The organism is Modestobacter sp. VKM Ac-2977 (assembly GCF_026968045.1).
Taxonomy (GTDB): domain Bacteria; phylum Actinomycetota; class Actinomycetes; order Mycobacteriales; family Geodermatophilaceae; genus Modestobacter.
In genome coordinates, this window is the sequence record NZ_JAPVBQ010000001.1 from 1134400 (window position 1) to 1148343 (window position 13944).

Here is a 13944-nt window from a genome sequence, read left to right on the forward strand (position 1 = left end):
CCGGCCCGGCCCGGCAGTGACGGCCACCGTCGAACAGACCGCCGCGCCGTCCGCCGACCGCACCGACCCGGTGCCCGAGGGCGGCTGGTTCCGCCGGCTCGTCGGCTACTGCCTGCGCCACCGGGCCGACCTGATCGGCGCGTTCGGCGCGGCCCTGATCGGGTCGGTGATCGCCGCCGGGGTGCCGCTGCTGACCCGTGAGGTGGTCGACCGGGTCGTGGCCGGCGCGGAGTCCGGGCGCCCGGTGGACGTCTCGCCGTTCCTCGTCGCGCTCGTGCTGGCCGGGGTGCTGCGGTTCGCGGCCGGCTTCGTCCGCCGCTACCTGGCCGGCCGGCTGTCGCTGGACGTGCAGCTGGACCTGCGCGACGACGTCGCCGCGGCGCTGTCCCGGCTGGACGGCCCGGGGCAGGACCGGCTGCAGACCGGGCAGACGGTCAGTCGCTCGATCAGCGACATCACCCTCGTGCAGGGGCTGCTGGCGTTCCTGCCCAACCTCACCGGCAGCGCTCTGCTGTTCGTCGTCTCCCTCGGCGTCATGGCCTGGCTCTCCCCGCTGCTCACCCTGGTCGCGCTCGCCGTCGGCCCGGCGCTGTGGTGGCTGGCGCTGCGGTCCCGCCGGGACCTCTTCCCGGCCAACTGGGCCGCCCAGCAGCAGGCCGGGGTGGTGGCCGGGGACGTCGAGGCCGCGGTCAGCGGGGTGCGCGTGGTGAAGGGGTTCGGGCAGGAGGACCGCGAGCTCGACCGGCTCGACGGCGGTGCCCGCCGGCTGTTCGGCGCCCGGATGCGGGTGGTCCGGTTCACCGCCCGCTACAACCCGCTGCTGCAGGCGGTCCCGGCGCTGGGCCAGGTGGGGGTGCTGGCGTTCGGTGGGTGGCTGGCGTTGCGCGGCTCCATCACGCTGGGGACCTTCCTGGCCTTCGCCACCTACCTGGCCGTGCTCGTCTCACCGGTCCGCCAGCTCGCCGCCGTCCTCACCCTCGGGCAGCAGGCCCGGGCCGGGGTGGAGCGGGTGCTGGAGATCATCGACGCCCGGCCGACGCTGGTGTCCGGCACCGCCCCGCTGCCCGCCGGCCCGCTGCCGGTCGAGCTGGCCGGGGTGACCTTCGGGTACGAACCGGGCCGTCCGGTGCTCTCCGGGGTGTCGCTGCGGGTCGAGCCGGGGGAGACACTGGCGCTGATCGGCACCTCGGGGTCGGGCAAGTCCAGCGTGGTGAGCCTGCTGCCGCGCTTCTACGACGTCTCCGTCGGGGCGGTGCGGATCGGCGGCCGGGACGTCCGCGACCTGGACCTCGGTGCGCTGCGCGGCGCGCTCGGCGTCGTCTTCGAGGACAGCTTCCTGTTCTCCGACTCGGTGCGCGCCAACATCGCCTTCGGCCGCCCGGACGCCAGCGACGCCGAGGTCCGCGCCGCCGCCCGCGCCGCCCAGGCCGACGGGTTCATCAGCGAGCTGCCCGACGGCTACGACACCGTCGTCGGCGAGCAGGGGCTGACCCTCTCCGGCGGGCAGCGGCAGCGGGTCGCCCTGGCCCGCGCCCTGCTCACCGACCCGCGGGTGCTGGTGCTCGACGACGCCACGTCCGCGGTCGACGCCGCGGTAGAGGCCCGGATCCACACCGCGCTGCGCACCGCCGTCCAGGGCCGGACGACGCTGCTGGTCGCGCACCGCCGCTCCACCCTGGCGCTCGCCGACCGGGTGGCCGTGTTGGACGCCGGGCGGGTGGTCGACGTCGGCACCGCGGCGGAGCTGGAGGCGCGCTCCCCGCTGTACCGGCTGCTGCTGTCCGGCACCGGCGGCGAGCCGGCCGCGGACGACGCCCCGCCGGCCGGCAGGACCACCCCGGCCGCCTGGCCGGAGCCCGAGCCGGTCGCCGAGGACGACGGCCCGGCGCAGCCCGCGGCCCCCTCCATCGGCGGTCGGGGCTCGGCGATGGCGGCGGCGGCGCCCACGCCGATGCTGCGGCAGCTGGTCGCCCGGCTGCCCCCGACCGTCGACGACCCCGAGGTGCCGGCCGACCGTGCCCGCGCCGGCGACCAGGAGTTCTCGCTGTGGCGGCTTATCCGGCCGTTCCGGTGGCCGCTGGCGGGTGCGCTGGTCCTGGTGGCGCTGGACACCGCGGCGCAGCTGGCGATCCCGGCGCTGGTGCGCAAGGGCGTCGACGACGGGATCACCGCCGGGTCGACGTCCCTGCTGTTCGGGGTCGCCGGCATCGCGCTGGTCGTCGTCGGCGCCGGTCTGCTGGTCGGGCGGGGCGCGGCGTGGCTCACCGGGCGCACCGGCGAGCGGCTGCTCTACACGCTGCGGGTGAAGACCTTCGCCCAGCTCCAGCGGCTCGGGCTGGACTACTACGAGCGCGAGCTCGGCGGCCGGATCATGACCCGGATGACCACCGACGTCGACGCGCTGTCGGCGTTCCTGCAGACCGGGCTGACCACGGCGGTGATCAGCGTGCTGACGCTGGTCGGGGTGCTGGTCGTGGTCTTCCTCTACGACGTGGTGCTGGCCGGGGTGCTCGTCGCGTCGCTGCCGGTGCTGGCGGTCACCACCGTGTGGTTCCGGTCCCGGTCGGTGCCGGCCTACACCGAGGCCCGGGAACGGGTCAGCGCGGTCAACGCCCGGTTGCAGGAGGACGTCGCCGGCATCCGGGTGACCCAGGCCTTCGACCGGGCCGAGCACTCGACCGCCACCTTCCGCGGGTACGCACAGGCCTATCGCGACGTGCGGCTGCGGGCCCAGCGGTACATCGCCACCTACTTCCCGTTCGTCGAGTTCCTCTCCGAGGTGGCCGCCGCCGCGGTGCTGGCGGTGGGCGCCGCACGGCTGGCTGCCGGCGACATCACCGCCGGCGTCCTGCTGGCCTTCGTGCTGTACGTGAACACGTTCTTCTCCCCGGTGCAGCAGCTGTCCCAGGTGTTCGACAGCTACCAGCAGGCCGCGGTGGGCCTGCGCCGGCTGCGCGGCCTGCTGCGGACGCCGACCTCCACCCCGGCCGCGGCCGACCCGGCGCCGGTGGGCCGGCTGCGGGGGGAGGTGCGGCTGGTCGACGTCACGTTCAGCTACCGCGGCGCCCCGGCCCCGGCGCTGCGGGGCGTCTCACTCACCGTCGCGCCGGGAGAGACCGTGGCGCTGGTGGGCGAGACGGGGGCGGGCAAGTCGACGGTGGTGAAGCTGGTCGCCCGCTTCTACGACCCGACGTCCGGGGCGGTCTGCGTCGACGGCGTCGACCTGCGTTCGCTGGACCTGCTGCAGTACCGGGCCCGGCTCGGCGTCGTCCCGCAGGAGGCGTACCTGTTCGCCGGCACGGTGCGCGACGCGGTCGCCTACGGCCGGCCGGACGCCTCGGACGCGGAGGTCGAGGCCGCGGCCCGTGCGGTGGGCGCGCACGAGATGGTCGCCGGGCTGCCGCAGGGCTACCGGACGCGGGTGGGGGAGCGCGGGCGGTCGCTGTCGGCCGGGCAGCGGCAGCTGCTGGCGCTGGCCCGCGCCCAGCTGGTCGACCCCGACGTCCTGCTGCTGGACGAGGCGACCGCGTCGCTCGACCTGGCCACCGAGGCGGCGGTCACCCGGGCGGCCGACGTCGTCGCCCGGCGGCGGACGACGCTGGTCGTGGCGCACCGGCTCACCACCGCGGCCCGCGCCGACCGGGTGGCGGTGCTCGACGGCGGGCGGGTCGTCGAGGTCGGCCCGCACGCCGAGCTGCTGGGCGCCGGCGGTGCCTACGCCGCACTGTGGGCGGCCTACACCGCCGACGAGGACGCCGACCCGCTGATGGACTGAGCGGCACGGCCCGGGGCGGTGGGGGCCGCCCTCAGTCCAGCCGCCACGACATGAGCGCTGCGCCCATGGGGGAGAAGTAGAACGCCAGCGCGGCGAGGCAGGTCAGGGCCACCAGTGCCAGGCCGGCCGTCACCACCGGGGCGCTCCGCCGACGGCGCGGGGCCAGGCCGGTCAGTGCGGCGATGAGCACGGCCAGCAGGCCGAGCGGCGTCAGACTGATGGCGAGGAGGCCGGTGAGCTGGGTGACGCCGGCGAGTGGGCCCTGCGGCCAGAGGTCCTTGGGGTCGTGCGCGCCACTGGACACCTCGGCCAGCGGCAGGGCGTCGAGGTCGTTGACGTAGTAGGGCACCAGCAGGCCGGCCAGGTAGGGCGCCACCGCCAGCACGGTCAGCCCGGCGAGCAGGGCGACCCGGCGGCCACCCACCGGGCGGGGCGGGGCGCTGACCGTCTCCGGCACCACGGTGCTCATGCCGCCGAGGCTGGCAGATGCGGCCCACCCCTGGCCAGGGACGGCCGGCATCCGCCGAGTGAGCAGTTGGTGCTGCCCGCCCCGGCGCGCCCGCGCGTGTCGTCGACCAGTTCTGCCCACTCGGGCTCCGACGAGCAGGGCCGCCGCGGTCGACACGTCGACCGGTCGACGTGTCAGGGTGCCGACATGTCGACAGGAGCACCGCCGGTGCGGGTGGCCGACGACGCCGACCTGCAGCAGCTCCCGGCCGTCGAGGCCGCCGCTGACGAGCTGTTCGTCCCGCTGGGCATCACCGACCTCCCGCTGCCGGCGACCGCCGAGGAGCGCGCCCGGGCCTGGCGGGTGCTGGTCGCCGGCCGCCCGGTCACCGGGTTCGCCGTCCTGGAGCTGGTGGACGGCGCCGTCCACCTCGAGCAGCTGTCGGTGCACCCGGCGCACGGCAGGCGGGGGATCGGCACCGCGCTGCTGGCGGCCACCCTGGAGACGGCCCGGCAGCACGGCACCGACCGGGTCACGCTGCTCACCTACGCCGACGTCCCGTGGAACGCCCCGTTCTACGCCCGGCGGGGGTGGGTGGTGACCACCGAGCTCACTCCCGGCCTGCAGGCCTTGCGCCGCCGGGAGACCGAGCTCGGACTGGACCGGCACGGGCCGCGGGTGGCGATGGTCGGGCCGACCACCTGAGGTTGCAGCCGACGGTGGGCGGGGCACAACGGGTCCATGACACAGAGCGCCGCCGACCTGCAGACCGATCGCACCTCCGGTGAGCTGGAGGTGGTGCACGCCTTCACCGAGGGGCCGATGCCGACCGGGGTGTCGGTGTCGCACACCGGCCGGGTCTTCGTGAACTTCCCGAAGTGGGGCGACGACGTGCGCGCCACCGTCGCCGAGATCCGGGACGGCGAGGTGGTCGACTTCCCCGACGAGAAGTGGAACTCGCCCGCCGGCGACGACGACCGCAACGCCTTCGTGAGCGTGCAGAGCATCGTCGTCGACCCGGCCGACCGGCTCTGGGTGCTCGACACCGGCTCCCCGCTCTTCCAGCCCACCCAGGTCGGGGGCCCGAAGCTGGTCTGCGTCGACCTGAGCACCGACACCGTCGTGGAGACGATCGTCTTCCCGCGGGAGACCGCACTGGAGACGACCTACCTCAACGACGTCCGGTTCGACCTGCGCCGGGGTGAGGCCGGGGTCGCCTACATCACCGACTCCGCCGACTCCGGCCCGAACGGGATCATCGTGGTCGACCTGGCCACCGGTGAGTCCTGGCGCCGGCTGCACGACCACCCCTCGACCAAGGCCGTCACGCCCCCCGAGCTGCTGCTCATGGTGGAGGGCCGGCCGTTCCTGGAGCAGCCCGAGCCCGACGCCGAACCCCAGCCGGTGGCCATGGGCGCCGACGGGATCGCCATCTCCGCCGACGGTGCACGGCTCTGGTACTGCCCGCTGGCCGCCCGGCACTGGTACAGCGTGGCCACCGACGCGCTGGTCGACCGCAGTCTGGACGACGACGCGGTGGCGGCGACCGTCGTCGACGAGGGCGACAAGGGCAGCGCCGGGGACGGCCTGGAGACCGATGACGCCGGCAACCTCTACGCGACCGCTGGGGAGCAGAACGCGATCGTGCGCCGCCGCCCGGACGGCACGATCGAGACCGTCGTGCACGACCCCCGGCTGCTGTGGCCGGACACCATGTCGGTGGCCACGGACGGCAACCTCTACGTCACCGCCAACCAGCTGCACCGGCAGGCGCGGTACGCCGGCGGCGTCGATCAGCGCCGGTACCCGTACCTGCTGCTGCGCACCCCCATCGGAGCCGGCCCGGTCCGCCTCCGGTGACGGCTCCGGCCGGGGAGGGTGCTGTCCTACAGTCCCTCCCCGTGGCGACTGCAGGGCGAGGTGGGCGATGAGCGGGCCGGCGGGGGAGCAGAGCGGTCCCGGCCGGCCGCTCGGTGCGGTGATCGCCGCGCTCGAGGCCCGCTACGACCCGGCGCTCGCCGAGCCGTGGGACGCCGTCGGACTGGTGTGCGGCGACCCGGAGGAGGTGGTCCGGTCGGTGTTCTTCGCCGTCGACCCGACCGCCGCCGTGGTCGACGAGGCGATCGCCGCCGGCGCCGACCTGCTGGTCACCCACCACCCGCTGCTGCTCACCCCGGTGCACGGCGTGCCGGCCGACGACCCCAAGGGCCGCGTGGTGCACCGGCTGGTGCGCGCCGGCATCGGGCTGTTCGTCGCGCACACCAACGCCGACCGGGCCGCCGGCCACGGCGTCAGCGACGCGCTGGCGGCGGCCGTGGGGCTGGTGGACCCGGTGCCGCTGCAGCCGGCGGCCACGCCCGGGGCCGGGCTCGGCCGGGTCGGCGTCCTCCGGGAGGGGATCAGCCTCCGGCAGTTCGCCGAGCGGGTGGCGACGGCGCTGCCCGCCACGTCCGGCGGTGTCCGGGTCGCCGGTGACCCGGAGCGGCTGGTGCGCACCGTCGCCGTCTGCGGCGGCAGCGGCGGGTCACTGCTGGCCGCGGCTGCGGAGGCCGGCGCCGACGTCCTCCTGACCAGCGACGTCAAGCACCACCCGGCGGTCGACGCGGCCGAGGTCCCCGGTCCCGTTCTCTGCGACGTGGCGCACTACGCGTCGGAGTGGCCGTGGCTGCCGGTCGCCGCCGACCTGCTGCACCGGGACCTGGGCGGGCAGGTGCACGTCACCGTCTCCGGCCGTCGCACCGACCCGTGGACGTTCCGCGTCGACGGCCGTCCCCACTGCTGATCGCACCGGGGCCGGGTGGTCCGGCGGCCCCGGCAGCGCGGGTAGTCGAAGGACCCCCGTGCCCCCCACCACTCGCAGGCTCGCGGTGGGACCCTGCACGGGGGCCGACGCTCGAGGACGTGCCCGGTAGGTTGATGGCGTGCAGGCTGACCACTTCGACCAGCAGAAGCTGCTGGCTCTCGCTGCGGAGGACGTCGCCCTCGCGCAACTCGCCCACCGCAAGCGCACCCTTCCCGAGCTCGCCGCCGTCGAGGCCGCCCAGGAGGCGCAGCGGGCCCTCATGGACGACGTCGTCCGGGCCGAGACCGAGGTGCGGGACCTCGACCGCGAGCAGAAGCGGCTGGAGGGCGACGTCGACACCGTCCGGCAGCGGGCCGCGCGCGACCAGTCGCGGATCGACTCCGGCGGCGCCACGCCCAAGGAGATCACCGGCCTGCAGCACGAGCTGGAGTCGCTGAACCGCCGGCAGGCCGACCTGGAGGACCAGGTGCTCGAGCTGATGGAGCGCCGCGAGGCCGCCGACGCCGCCCTCGCCACGGCGCAGGGTGGACTGGCCGGGGCACAGGCCGACCAGGAGCAGGCCGAACAGCGGCGGGACGCCGCCCTCGCCGACATCGCCGAGGCCACCGGCCAGCACCAGGCGAAGCGCGACGAGATCGCCGGCACCATCCCGGCCGACCTGCTCAAGGTCTACGACCGGGTCGCCACGCAGACCGGCAGCACCGGCGCCGCCGAGCTGAAGGCCCGTCGCTGCCAGGGCTGCCGGATCGAGTTCTACGGGACCGAGCTGGCCTCCTACCGCAACGCCGATCCGCACACCGTGCTGCGCTGCGAGAACTGCAACCGGGTCCTGGTGCGCACCGCCGAGTCCGGGCTGTGAGCCGCCGACTCATCGTCGAGGCCGATGGCGGGTCGCGGGGCAACCCCGGGCCGGCCGGGTACGGCGCGCTGGTGAAGGACGCCGAGACCGGCCGGCTGCTCGCCGAGCGGGCCGAGTCCGTCGGCCGGGCCACCAACAACGTCGCCGAGTACGGCGGTCTCGTCGCCGGGCTGCAGGCCGCCCTCGACCTCGACCCGAGCTCGAGCGTCGAGGTGCGGATGGACTCCAAGCTCGTCGTGGAGCAGATGTCCGGCCGCTGGCAGATCAAGCACCCGGACATGAAGAAGCTCGCCGTGCAGGCCCGGGACATCGCCCGGCAGCTCGGCTCGGTGCGCTACACCTGGATCCCGCGGGCGCAGAACGGCGCCGCGGACGCGCTGGCCAACAGCGCGATGGACGGCAAGCCGGTGCGCCGCGACCTGGCCACCGAACCGGTGGTGGTCGAGGACGACACCCAGCCGACCACGGAGCCCGCCCCCGTCGTCGTGACCGTGACCCACCTGCTGCGGCACGGGCGCACGGAGCACACCCCGGAGCGTCGGTTCAGTGGCAGCAGCGACCTGCCGCTGTCCGAGCTCGGGCGCGCGGACGCCGAGGCTGCGGCACGGCACCTGGCCGGGCGGGGGATCGACGTGATCGTCAGCTCCCCGCTGCAGCGCACCCGGCAGACCGCCGAGGCGGCCGCGCAGGTGCTCGGCGTCCCGGTCGAGGTCGACACCGACCTGCGCGAGCTGGACTTCGGCGCCTGGGAGGGGCTGACCGCGGCGGAGGCCCAGGCGAAGAGCCCGCTGGCGTTCCGGCGCTGGTCGGGGGCGATCGACGTCCGCCCGCCCGGCGGGGAGTCGGTGGCCGACGTCGCCACCCGGGTGGCCCGGGCCCGGGCCCGCATCCTGGACCGGCACGCCGGGGAGACCGTGCTGCTGGTCAGCCACATGATGCCGATCAAGCTGCTGCTGGCCGCCGGGCTCGGCGTGGGCGAGGACGTCGTGCACCGGGTGTTCCTGGAGGCGGCATCGCTGTCGACGGTCACCTGGTCCACCGACGGCCGTACGTCGGTGCGGCTGGTGAACGACACCTCCCACCTCGGCTGACCGCCCGGGGAAGCCGTGGGCGTCCCCGGCTGTTGGACCCAGGAGTACCGGAGCCCGGCCCGTTGAGGAGATCTGTGACCGCGACCGTCGCCGCTGATGACCGCACCATGTCCGCCGCCGAGTACGAGACGTGGGCGGCCGAGATCCGCCGGCTGGCCGACGAGCGCGGGGCCGTCGTCCTGGCCCACAACTACCAGGTGCCCGAGATCCAGGACGTCGCCCACTTCACCGGCGACTCGCTGTACCTCTCCCGGGTGGCCGCCGAGACCGACGCCCGCGAGATCGTCTTCTGCGGCGTCCACTTCATGGCCGAGACGGCGAAGATCCTGTCGCCGGACAAGACCGTGCTGCTGCCCGACCACGCCGCCGGCTGCTCGCTGGCCGACAGCATCACCGCCGAGCAGCTGCGCGAGTGGAAGGCCGATCACCCCGGCGCCGTCGTGGTCAGCTACGTCAACACCACGGCCGCGGTGAAGGCCGAGACCGACATCTGCTGCACGTCGTCCAACGCCGCCGACGTCGTGCGCTCGATCCCGGCCGACCAGGAGATCCTCTTCTGCCCGGACCAGTTCCTCGGCGCCCACGTCAAGCGGGTGACCGGCCGGGAGAACATCTCGATCTGGGCGGGGGAGTGCCACGTGCACGCCGGCATCAGCCCGGCCGACGTCCGGTCGCAGATCGCCGCCCACCCCGACGCGGAGATCCTGGTGCACCCCGAGTGCGGGTGCACGACCTCGGTGCTGGACCTGGTCAGCCACGGCGACCTGCCGGCCGACCGCACCCGGGTGCTCTCGACCGGGGGCATGGCCGACGCCGCCGCCGCGACCACGGCGGGCCAGGTGCTCGTGGCCACGGAGATCGGCATCCTGCACCAGCTGCGCGCGCTGAACTCGAAGACCGAGTTCATCCCGATGAACGCCCGGGCCGCCTGCCGCTACATGAAGATGATCACCCCGGCCAAGCTGCTGCACACGCTGCGCACCGGCGAGGGCGCGATCGACGTCGACCCGGACACCGCCGCCCGCGCCCGCCGCGCGGTCGAGGCGATGATCGCGATCGGCGAGCCCGGCCGCGGCGGCGAGTAGCAGAAGGACCCCCGTGCCGCCCACCCCTCGCAAGCTCGCGGCGGGACCCTGCACGGGGGCCGGGGTCAGCCGCGGAGGAACAGGTAGATCGACACGGCGATGCCGAACACCACGATGAGCACGCGCAGCGGGGTGGTCGGGATACGGGTCGCCACCTTCGCCCCGAGGAACCCGCCGAGCAGGGCGGCCGGCGCGCAGACGGCGACGTAGGCCCACTCCACCGGGCCCCAGATGCCGAAGACCACGACGGTGACCGACGCGGTGACCAGCGAGATCGCGCTCTTCATCGCGTTGGCCAGCTTGAGCCGGCCCAGGCCCAGCCCGAGGACGCCGACCAGGATCACGCCCAGCGCACCGCCGAAGTAGCCGCCGTAGACGGTGGCCAGGAACAGCGCCACGTACAGCCAGGCCGGGTCGGCGTGGGCGACGCCGTCCTCCTGCTTCTTGAGCCGCTTGGTGATCATCGTCTGGAAGGCCAGCAGGATGCTGGCGAGGAACACCAGCAGCGGGACGACGGTGTCGAAGGCCTCCGACGGCGTGGTCAGCAGCAGCACCGACCCGGCCGTGCCGCCCAGCACCGCGACCACCGAGAACCGGATCATCCGGGCCCGCTGGCCGCCGTACTCCTTGCGGAAGCCGAGCACCCCGCCGATGTACCCGGGCCACTGGGCCACCGAGTTGGTGACGTTGGCCGCGACCGTCCCCAGCCCCAGGCCGACCAGCACGGGGAAGAGGATCAGCGACCCGCCGCCGGCGATCGAGTTGATGCCGCCGGCCAGGAGGGCGACCCCCGCGGCGATGAGCAGGTCGACAGGGGACACGGCCGCGGAGCCTACTGTCCGGCCCATGAGGGACGACGTGCGCGCACTGGGCATGGCGGCGGGGATGACCGCGAGCGGGGTCTTCCACCTGGTCCGCCCGCAGGCCTACGACTGGATGATCCCGCCGGAGCTGGGCGCGCCGCGTCCGTGGGTGCTCGGCAGCGGGGTGGTCGAGCTGGTCACCGCCGGGTTGCTGGCCGTGCCGGCCACGCGGCGGGCCGGTGGCTGGGCGGCGGTGGGGCTGCTGGTCGGTGTCCTGCCCGCACACGCGCAGACGGTGCGCGCGTTCCGCCGCCAGCCGGGCAAGCTGGCCGTCGCGGTGGGGCGGATCCCCTTCCAGGTCCCGATGGTCACCGCCGCGCTGAAGGTCGCCCGCAGCCGCCGCTGAGCAGTGCCGGGATGGCCGGGGTGCGGAGGCCGGGGTCCTCGATCAGCGGCCGCGGACCGGCGGCGGCTCGGGGTCGGTGAGCCGCGGGCCGTCCATCAGGCTGCCGGCCTGCTTGACCCGGCGCAGCACCGTCGAGGTCTCCAGGGTGCGCACCGGCAGCGCCCCCACCCGGTCGGTGAGGAAGCGGTAGAGGTGGGCGGTGTCCCGGCAGGTCACCGCCACCAGCAGGTTCGCCGGCCCGGTGACGACCGCGGTGAAGCCGGTCTCCGGTGCCCGGGCCAGGGACTCGCCGACGTGGGCGATGTCCTTCGGGGCCACGCCGAGCCAGAGCATCGCGCTCACCGGGTGCCCGAGCAGCTCGGTGGCGATCTCCAGGTCGAAGTAGAGGGCGCCGGCCGACCGGAGGGCCTCCACCCGCCGGGCCACCCGGCTCTCCGACCAGCCGGTGACCCCGGCGAGCTCGGCGTAGCTGAGCCGGCCGTCGGTGACCAGCGCGGCCAACAGCAGCTCGTCCTCCGGGTCGAGGGCGACGGGGGTCGGGGTGGCCCGGGCCGAGTCGGGGCCGAGCGCGGCGATCTGCTCCTCGCTGAGCGGGTCGTCGAAGTCCGTCCACTCGTAGGCGCCCCCGACGTAGGAGTGCAGCACCGAGAACGCGGCCAGGTCGATGACCTGGACGGTGCGGGGCAGCCGGTCCAGCAGCAGGGCGTCGCGCTGGCGGGTCGTGCGGGGCCGGGTGGAGCAGGTGATCTCGGCGCCGCCGGCGGTCAGGCTCACCCACGAGACGTCGGGACGGCGGGCCAGGGCGTCGGCGACGGCGCCCGCGGCGGCCGGCTGCACCCGCATCCGGATGTGCCAGCTGGGCTCGCTCGCCTCCGGGGTGGTCAGCCCGAGCACCCGCACCACGCCGTCGGCCCGCAGCCGCCGCCACCGGCGGGCCACGGTCTGCTCGGAGACGCCCAGGACGGCGCCGATGCGACTGAACGGCGCCCGGCCGTCGACCTGCATGGCGTGCACGATCTGGCGGTCCACGGCGTCGAGCACGGTCGCCATCCTGCACCACGGACCTGGGGATGGAGGATCCCGTCACCGGCGGGCTCCTGGCGCGGGTCCGTCGGTGGACCGTTGCACAGTGGGAGCATGCGCAAGTGGCTGCCGCTGGTCGCGATCTGCACCGGCACGTTCATGCTCCTCATCGACGTCACGATCGTGAACGTCGCCCTGCCCGACATGGCCACCGACCTGGACACCAGCTTCGGCCAGCTGCAGTGGGTGGTCGACGTCTACGCACTCGCGTTGGCCGCCCTGGTGCTGGGCGCCGGGTCGCTCGCCGACCTGTACGGCCGGCGCCGGGTCTACCTGGTCGGCCTGGTGCTCTTCGCCGTGGCGTCGCTGGCCTGCGGGCTCGCCCCCAGCGCTGAGCTGCTGATCGGGGCGCGGGCGGTGCAGGGCATCGGGGCGGCGGCCATGCTGGCCACCACCATCGCGCTGATCAACACCAGCTACGAGGGGCGCGACCGCGGGACCGCCTTCGGCATCTGGGGGGCCGTGGTCGGGGCTGCCGCGGCCCTGGGCCCGATCCTCGGCGGCGCGCTCACCGAGCTGGACTGGCGGTGGATCTTCTTCGTCAACCTGCCGATCAGCGTGTTCGGTGTCGTGCTGACCCTCGTCGCGGTACAGGAGACGAGCCAGCCGAACGCCCCCCGGCCCGACGTCCCCGGCATCGTGCTGTTCACCCTCGGCGCCTCGGGGATCGTGTTCGGTCTGGTGCGCGCCGCCGCCGACGGGTGGAGCGCCCCGGTCGCCTGGGGCCCGCTGGCCGCCGGCGTCGTCGTGCTGGCCGCCTGGGTGCGCGTCGAGATCGGTCGCCCGGCGCCGATGCTCGACGTCCGGCTGTTCGGCAACCGTTCCTTCACCGGGATCATGCTCGGCGCGCTGCTGCTGAACGCCGCGGCGTTCAGCGGCAGCCTCTACATCTCGCTGTGGCTGCAGTCGGTGCTCGGGCTCTCGCCGTTGCAGGCCGGGCTGGTGTTCATCCCGCTCTCGGCGTTCAGCTTCGTCGTGGCCGCCTTCTCCGGTCGCTGGCTCCAGACGCTGCCCCCGCGGTTCGTGGTCGGTGGCGGGCTGGTCGTCATCGGCGTCGCCGGGCTGCTGATGGCCTTCGTGCAGGCCGGCTCCTCGTGGCGGGTCCTCGTCCCGGGGCTGGCCGTGCTGGGCATCGGGGTCGGGGTGGCCAACCCGACACTGGCGTCCTCGGCCCTGGCTGCGGTGCCGCGCGATCGCAGCGGGATGGCCTCCGGTGCGGTGAACACCGCCCGGCAGCTCGGTTTCGCCCTCGGCGTGGCGGTGCTCGGCAGCGTCTTCACCGCGCAGGCGGCCGGCGCGCTCCGGGAGGCCGGTGCAGCCGACCCCGCGGACACCGCCTCGGCGCTCACCGCCGGCCAGGCCGGTCAGCTCGTCGGCTCGGCGCCCCCCGCGGACCGGGCCGGGCTCGCCGACCTGCTGGGCAGCGCCTACGCCAGCGGGCTGCGGGAGGTCTTCCTGGTCAGTGGCGGCGCCGGCATCGTGGGCGGGCTGCTGGTGCTGTGGCTGGTGCGCGCCCCGGCCCCGAGCCAGGGCGGGCCGCGGCCGGCGGAGTCGGAGACCGCCCCGGCGCGTTGAGCGGGCAGACTCCGGG

Annotated in this window: 12 protein-coding genes; 9 read left to right on the forward strand and 3 right to left on the reverse strand. The window is 74.9% G+C overall.

All coding sequences use genetic code 11. The features are described 5' to 3' along the window. Positions 1 to 16: 16 nt before the first annotated feature. Positions 17 to 3775, forward strand: a complete 3759-nt coding sequence (locus O2V63_RS05555) for an ABC transporter ATP-binding protein (RefSeq protein WP_269166550.1) — start codon at positions 17 to 19, stop codon at positions 3773 to 3775. Positions 3776 to 3806: 31 nt separating this feature from the next. Here the strand turns inward: O2V63_RS05555 and O2V63_RS05560 are convergent, their stop codons facing one another. After that, positions 3807 to 4244, reverse strand: coding sequence for a hypothetical protein (locus tag O2V63_RS05560; RefSeq protein ID WP_269166551.1), 438 nt, complete (start codon positions 4242 to 4244; stop codon positions 3807 to 3809). A 186-nt stretch (positions 4245 to 4430) separates the two neighbouring features. Between O2V63_RS05560 and O2V63_RS05565 the strand changes: the two genes are divergently transcribed. The 6 genes from O2V63_RS05565 to nadA all read left to right on the forward strand — a co-directional run bounded on the left by O2V63_RS05565 (position 4431) and on the right by nadA (position 10061). Next, positions 4431 to 4928: a GNAT family N-acetyltransferase gene (locus O2V63_RS05565; RefSeq protein WP_269166552.1), complete on the forward strand. Its 498-nt coding sequence runs from the start codon at positions 4431 to 4433 to the stop codon at positions 4926 to 4928. Positions 4929 to 4964: 36 nt separating this feature from the next. Then, positions 4965 to 6083: an L-dopachrome tautomerase-related protein gene (locus O2V63_RS05570; protein ID WP_269166553.1), complete on the forward strand. Its 1119-nt coding sequence runs from the start codon at positions 4965 to 4967 to the stop codon at positions 6081 to 6083. 67 nt (positions 6084 to 6150) lie between these two features. Then, positions 6151 to 7005: a Nif3-like dinuclear metal center hexameric protein gene (locus O2V63_RS05575; protein WP_269166554.1), complete on the forward strand. Its 855-nt coding sequence runs from the start codon at positions 6151 to 6153 to the stop codon at positions 7003 to 7005. A 139-nt stretch (positions 7006 to 7144) separates the two neighbouring features. Continuing rightward, positions 7145 to 7885 (forward strand): zinc ribbon domain-containing protein, encoded by a 741-nt coding sequence (locus tag O2V63_RS05580; protein ID WP_269166555.1) that lies wholly within the window; start codon positions 7145 to 7147, stop codon positions 7883 to 7885. After that, on the forward strand, positions 7882 to 8976 hold the full coding sequence (locus tag O2V63_RS05585) for a bifunctional RNase H/acid phosphatase (RefSeq protein ID WP_269166556.1): 1095 nt from the start codon (positions 7882 to 7884) through the stop codon (positions 8974 to 8976). Before O2V63_RS05580 ends, O2V63_RS05585 begins: the two co-directional genes overlap by 4 nt. A 74-nt stretch (positions 8977 to 9050) precedes the next feature. Next, positions 9051 to 10061: a quinolinate synthase NadA gene (nadA, locus tag O2V63_RS05590; protein WP_269166557.1), complete on the forward strand. Its 1011-nt coding sequence runs from the start codon at positions 9051 to 9053 to the stop codon at positions 10059 to 10061. A 65-nt stretch (positions 10062 to 10126) separates the two neighbouring features. Here nadA and O2V63_RS05595 read toward each other — a convergent pair whose 3' ends face one another. Beyond that, the gene (locus O2V63_RS05595) at positions 10127 to 10882 is read right to left on the reverse strand and encodes a sulfite exporter TauE/SafE family protein (protein ID WP_269166558.1); all 756 of its coding nucleotides are present in this window, start codon (positions 10880 to 10882) and stop codon (positions 10127 to 10129) included. Between the two features lie 25 nt (positions 10883 to 10907). On the opposite strand from O2V63_RS05595, the gene O2V63_RS05600 reads away from it, so the two are divergent. Then, entirely contained in the window at positions 10908 to 11270 is a 363-nt protein-coding gene (locus tag O2V63_RS05600) for a DoxX family protein (protein WP_269166559.1), read from the forward strand. A gap of 42 nt (positions 11271 to 11312) precedes the next feature. Here O2V63_RS05600 and O2V63_RS05605 read toward each other — a convergent pair whose 3' ends face one another. Further along, positions 11313 to 12320 carry an Lrp/AsnC family transcriptional regulator gene (locus tag O2V63_RS05605; RefSeq protein ID WP_269166560.1) on the reverse strand — a complete coding sequence of 336 codons (1008 nt, stop codon included), beginning with the start codon at positions 12318 to 12320 and terminating at the stop codon, positions 11313 to 11315. Between the two features lie 87 nt (positions 12321 to 12407). Between O2V63_RS05605 and O2V63_RS05610 the strand changes: the two genes are divergently transcribed. Next, positions 12408 to 13928, forward strand: coding sequence for an MFS transporter (locus O2V63_RS05610; RefSeq protein WP_269166561.1), 1521 nt, complete (start codon positions 12408 to 12410; stop codon positions 13926 to 13928). The last annotated feature ends 16 nt before the right edge of the window (positions 13929 to 13944 follow it).

Excerpts from the sequence above, each read along its gene's own strand:
- O2V63_RS05605 (WP_269166560.1), bottom strand. The coding sequence starts at position 12,320 with ATGGCGACCGTGCTCGACGCCGTGGACCGCCAGATCGTGCACGCCATG.
- O2V63_RS05600 (WP_269166559.1), top strand. The coding sequence starts at position 10,908 with ATGAGGGACGACGTGCGCGCACTGGGCATGGCGGCGGGGATGACCGCG.
- O2V63_RS05565 (WP_269166552.1), top strand. The coding sequence starts at position 4,431 with ATGTCGACAGGAGCACCGCCGGTGCGGGTGGCCGACGACGCCGACCTG.
- O2V63_RS05560 (WP_269166551.1), bottom strand. The coding sequence starts at position 4,244 with ATGAGCACCGTGGTGCCGGAGACGGTCAGCGCCCCGCCCCGCCCGGTG.
- O2V63_RS05575 (WP_269166554.1), top strand. The coding sequence starts at position 6,151 with ATGAGCGGGCCGGCGGGGGAGCAGAGCGGTCCCGGCCGGCCGCTCGGT.
- O2V63_RS05570 (WP_269166553.1), top strand. The coding sequence starts at position 4,965 with ATGACACAGAGCGCCGCCGACCTGCAGACCGATCGCACCTCCGGTGAG.
- O2V63_RS05610 (WP_269166561.1), top strand. The coding sequence starts at position 12,408 with ATGCGCAAGTGGCTGCCGCTGGTCGCGATCTGCACCGGCACGTTCATG.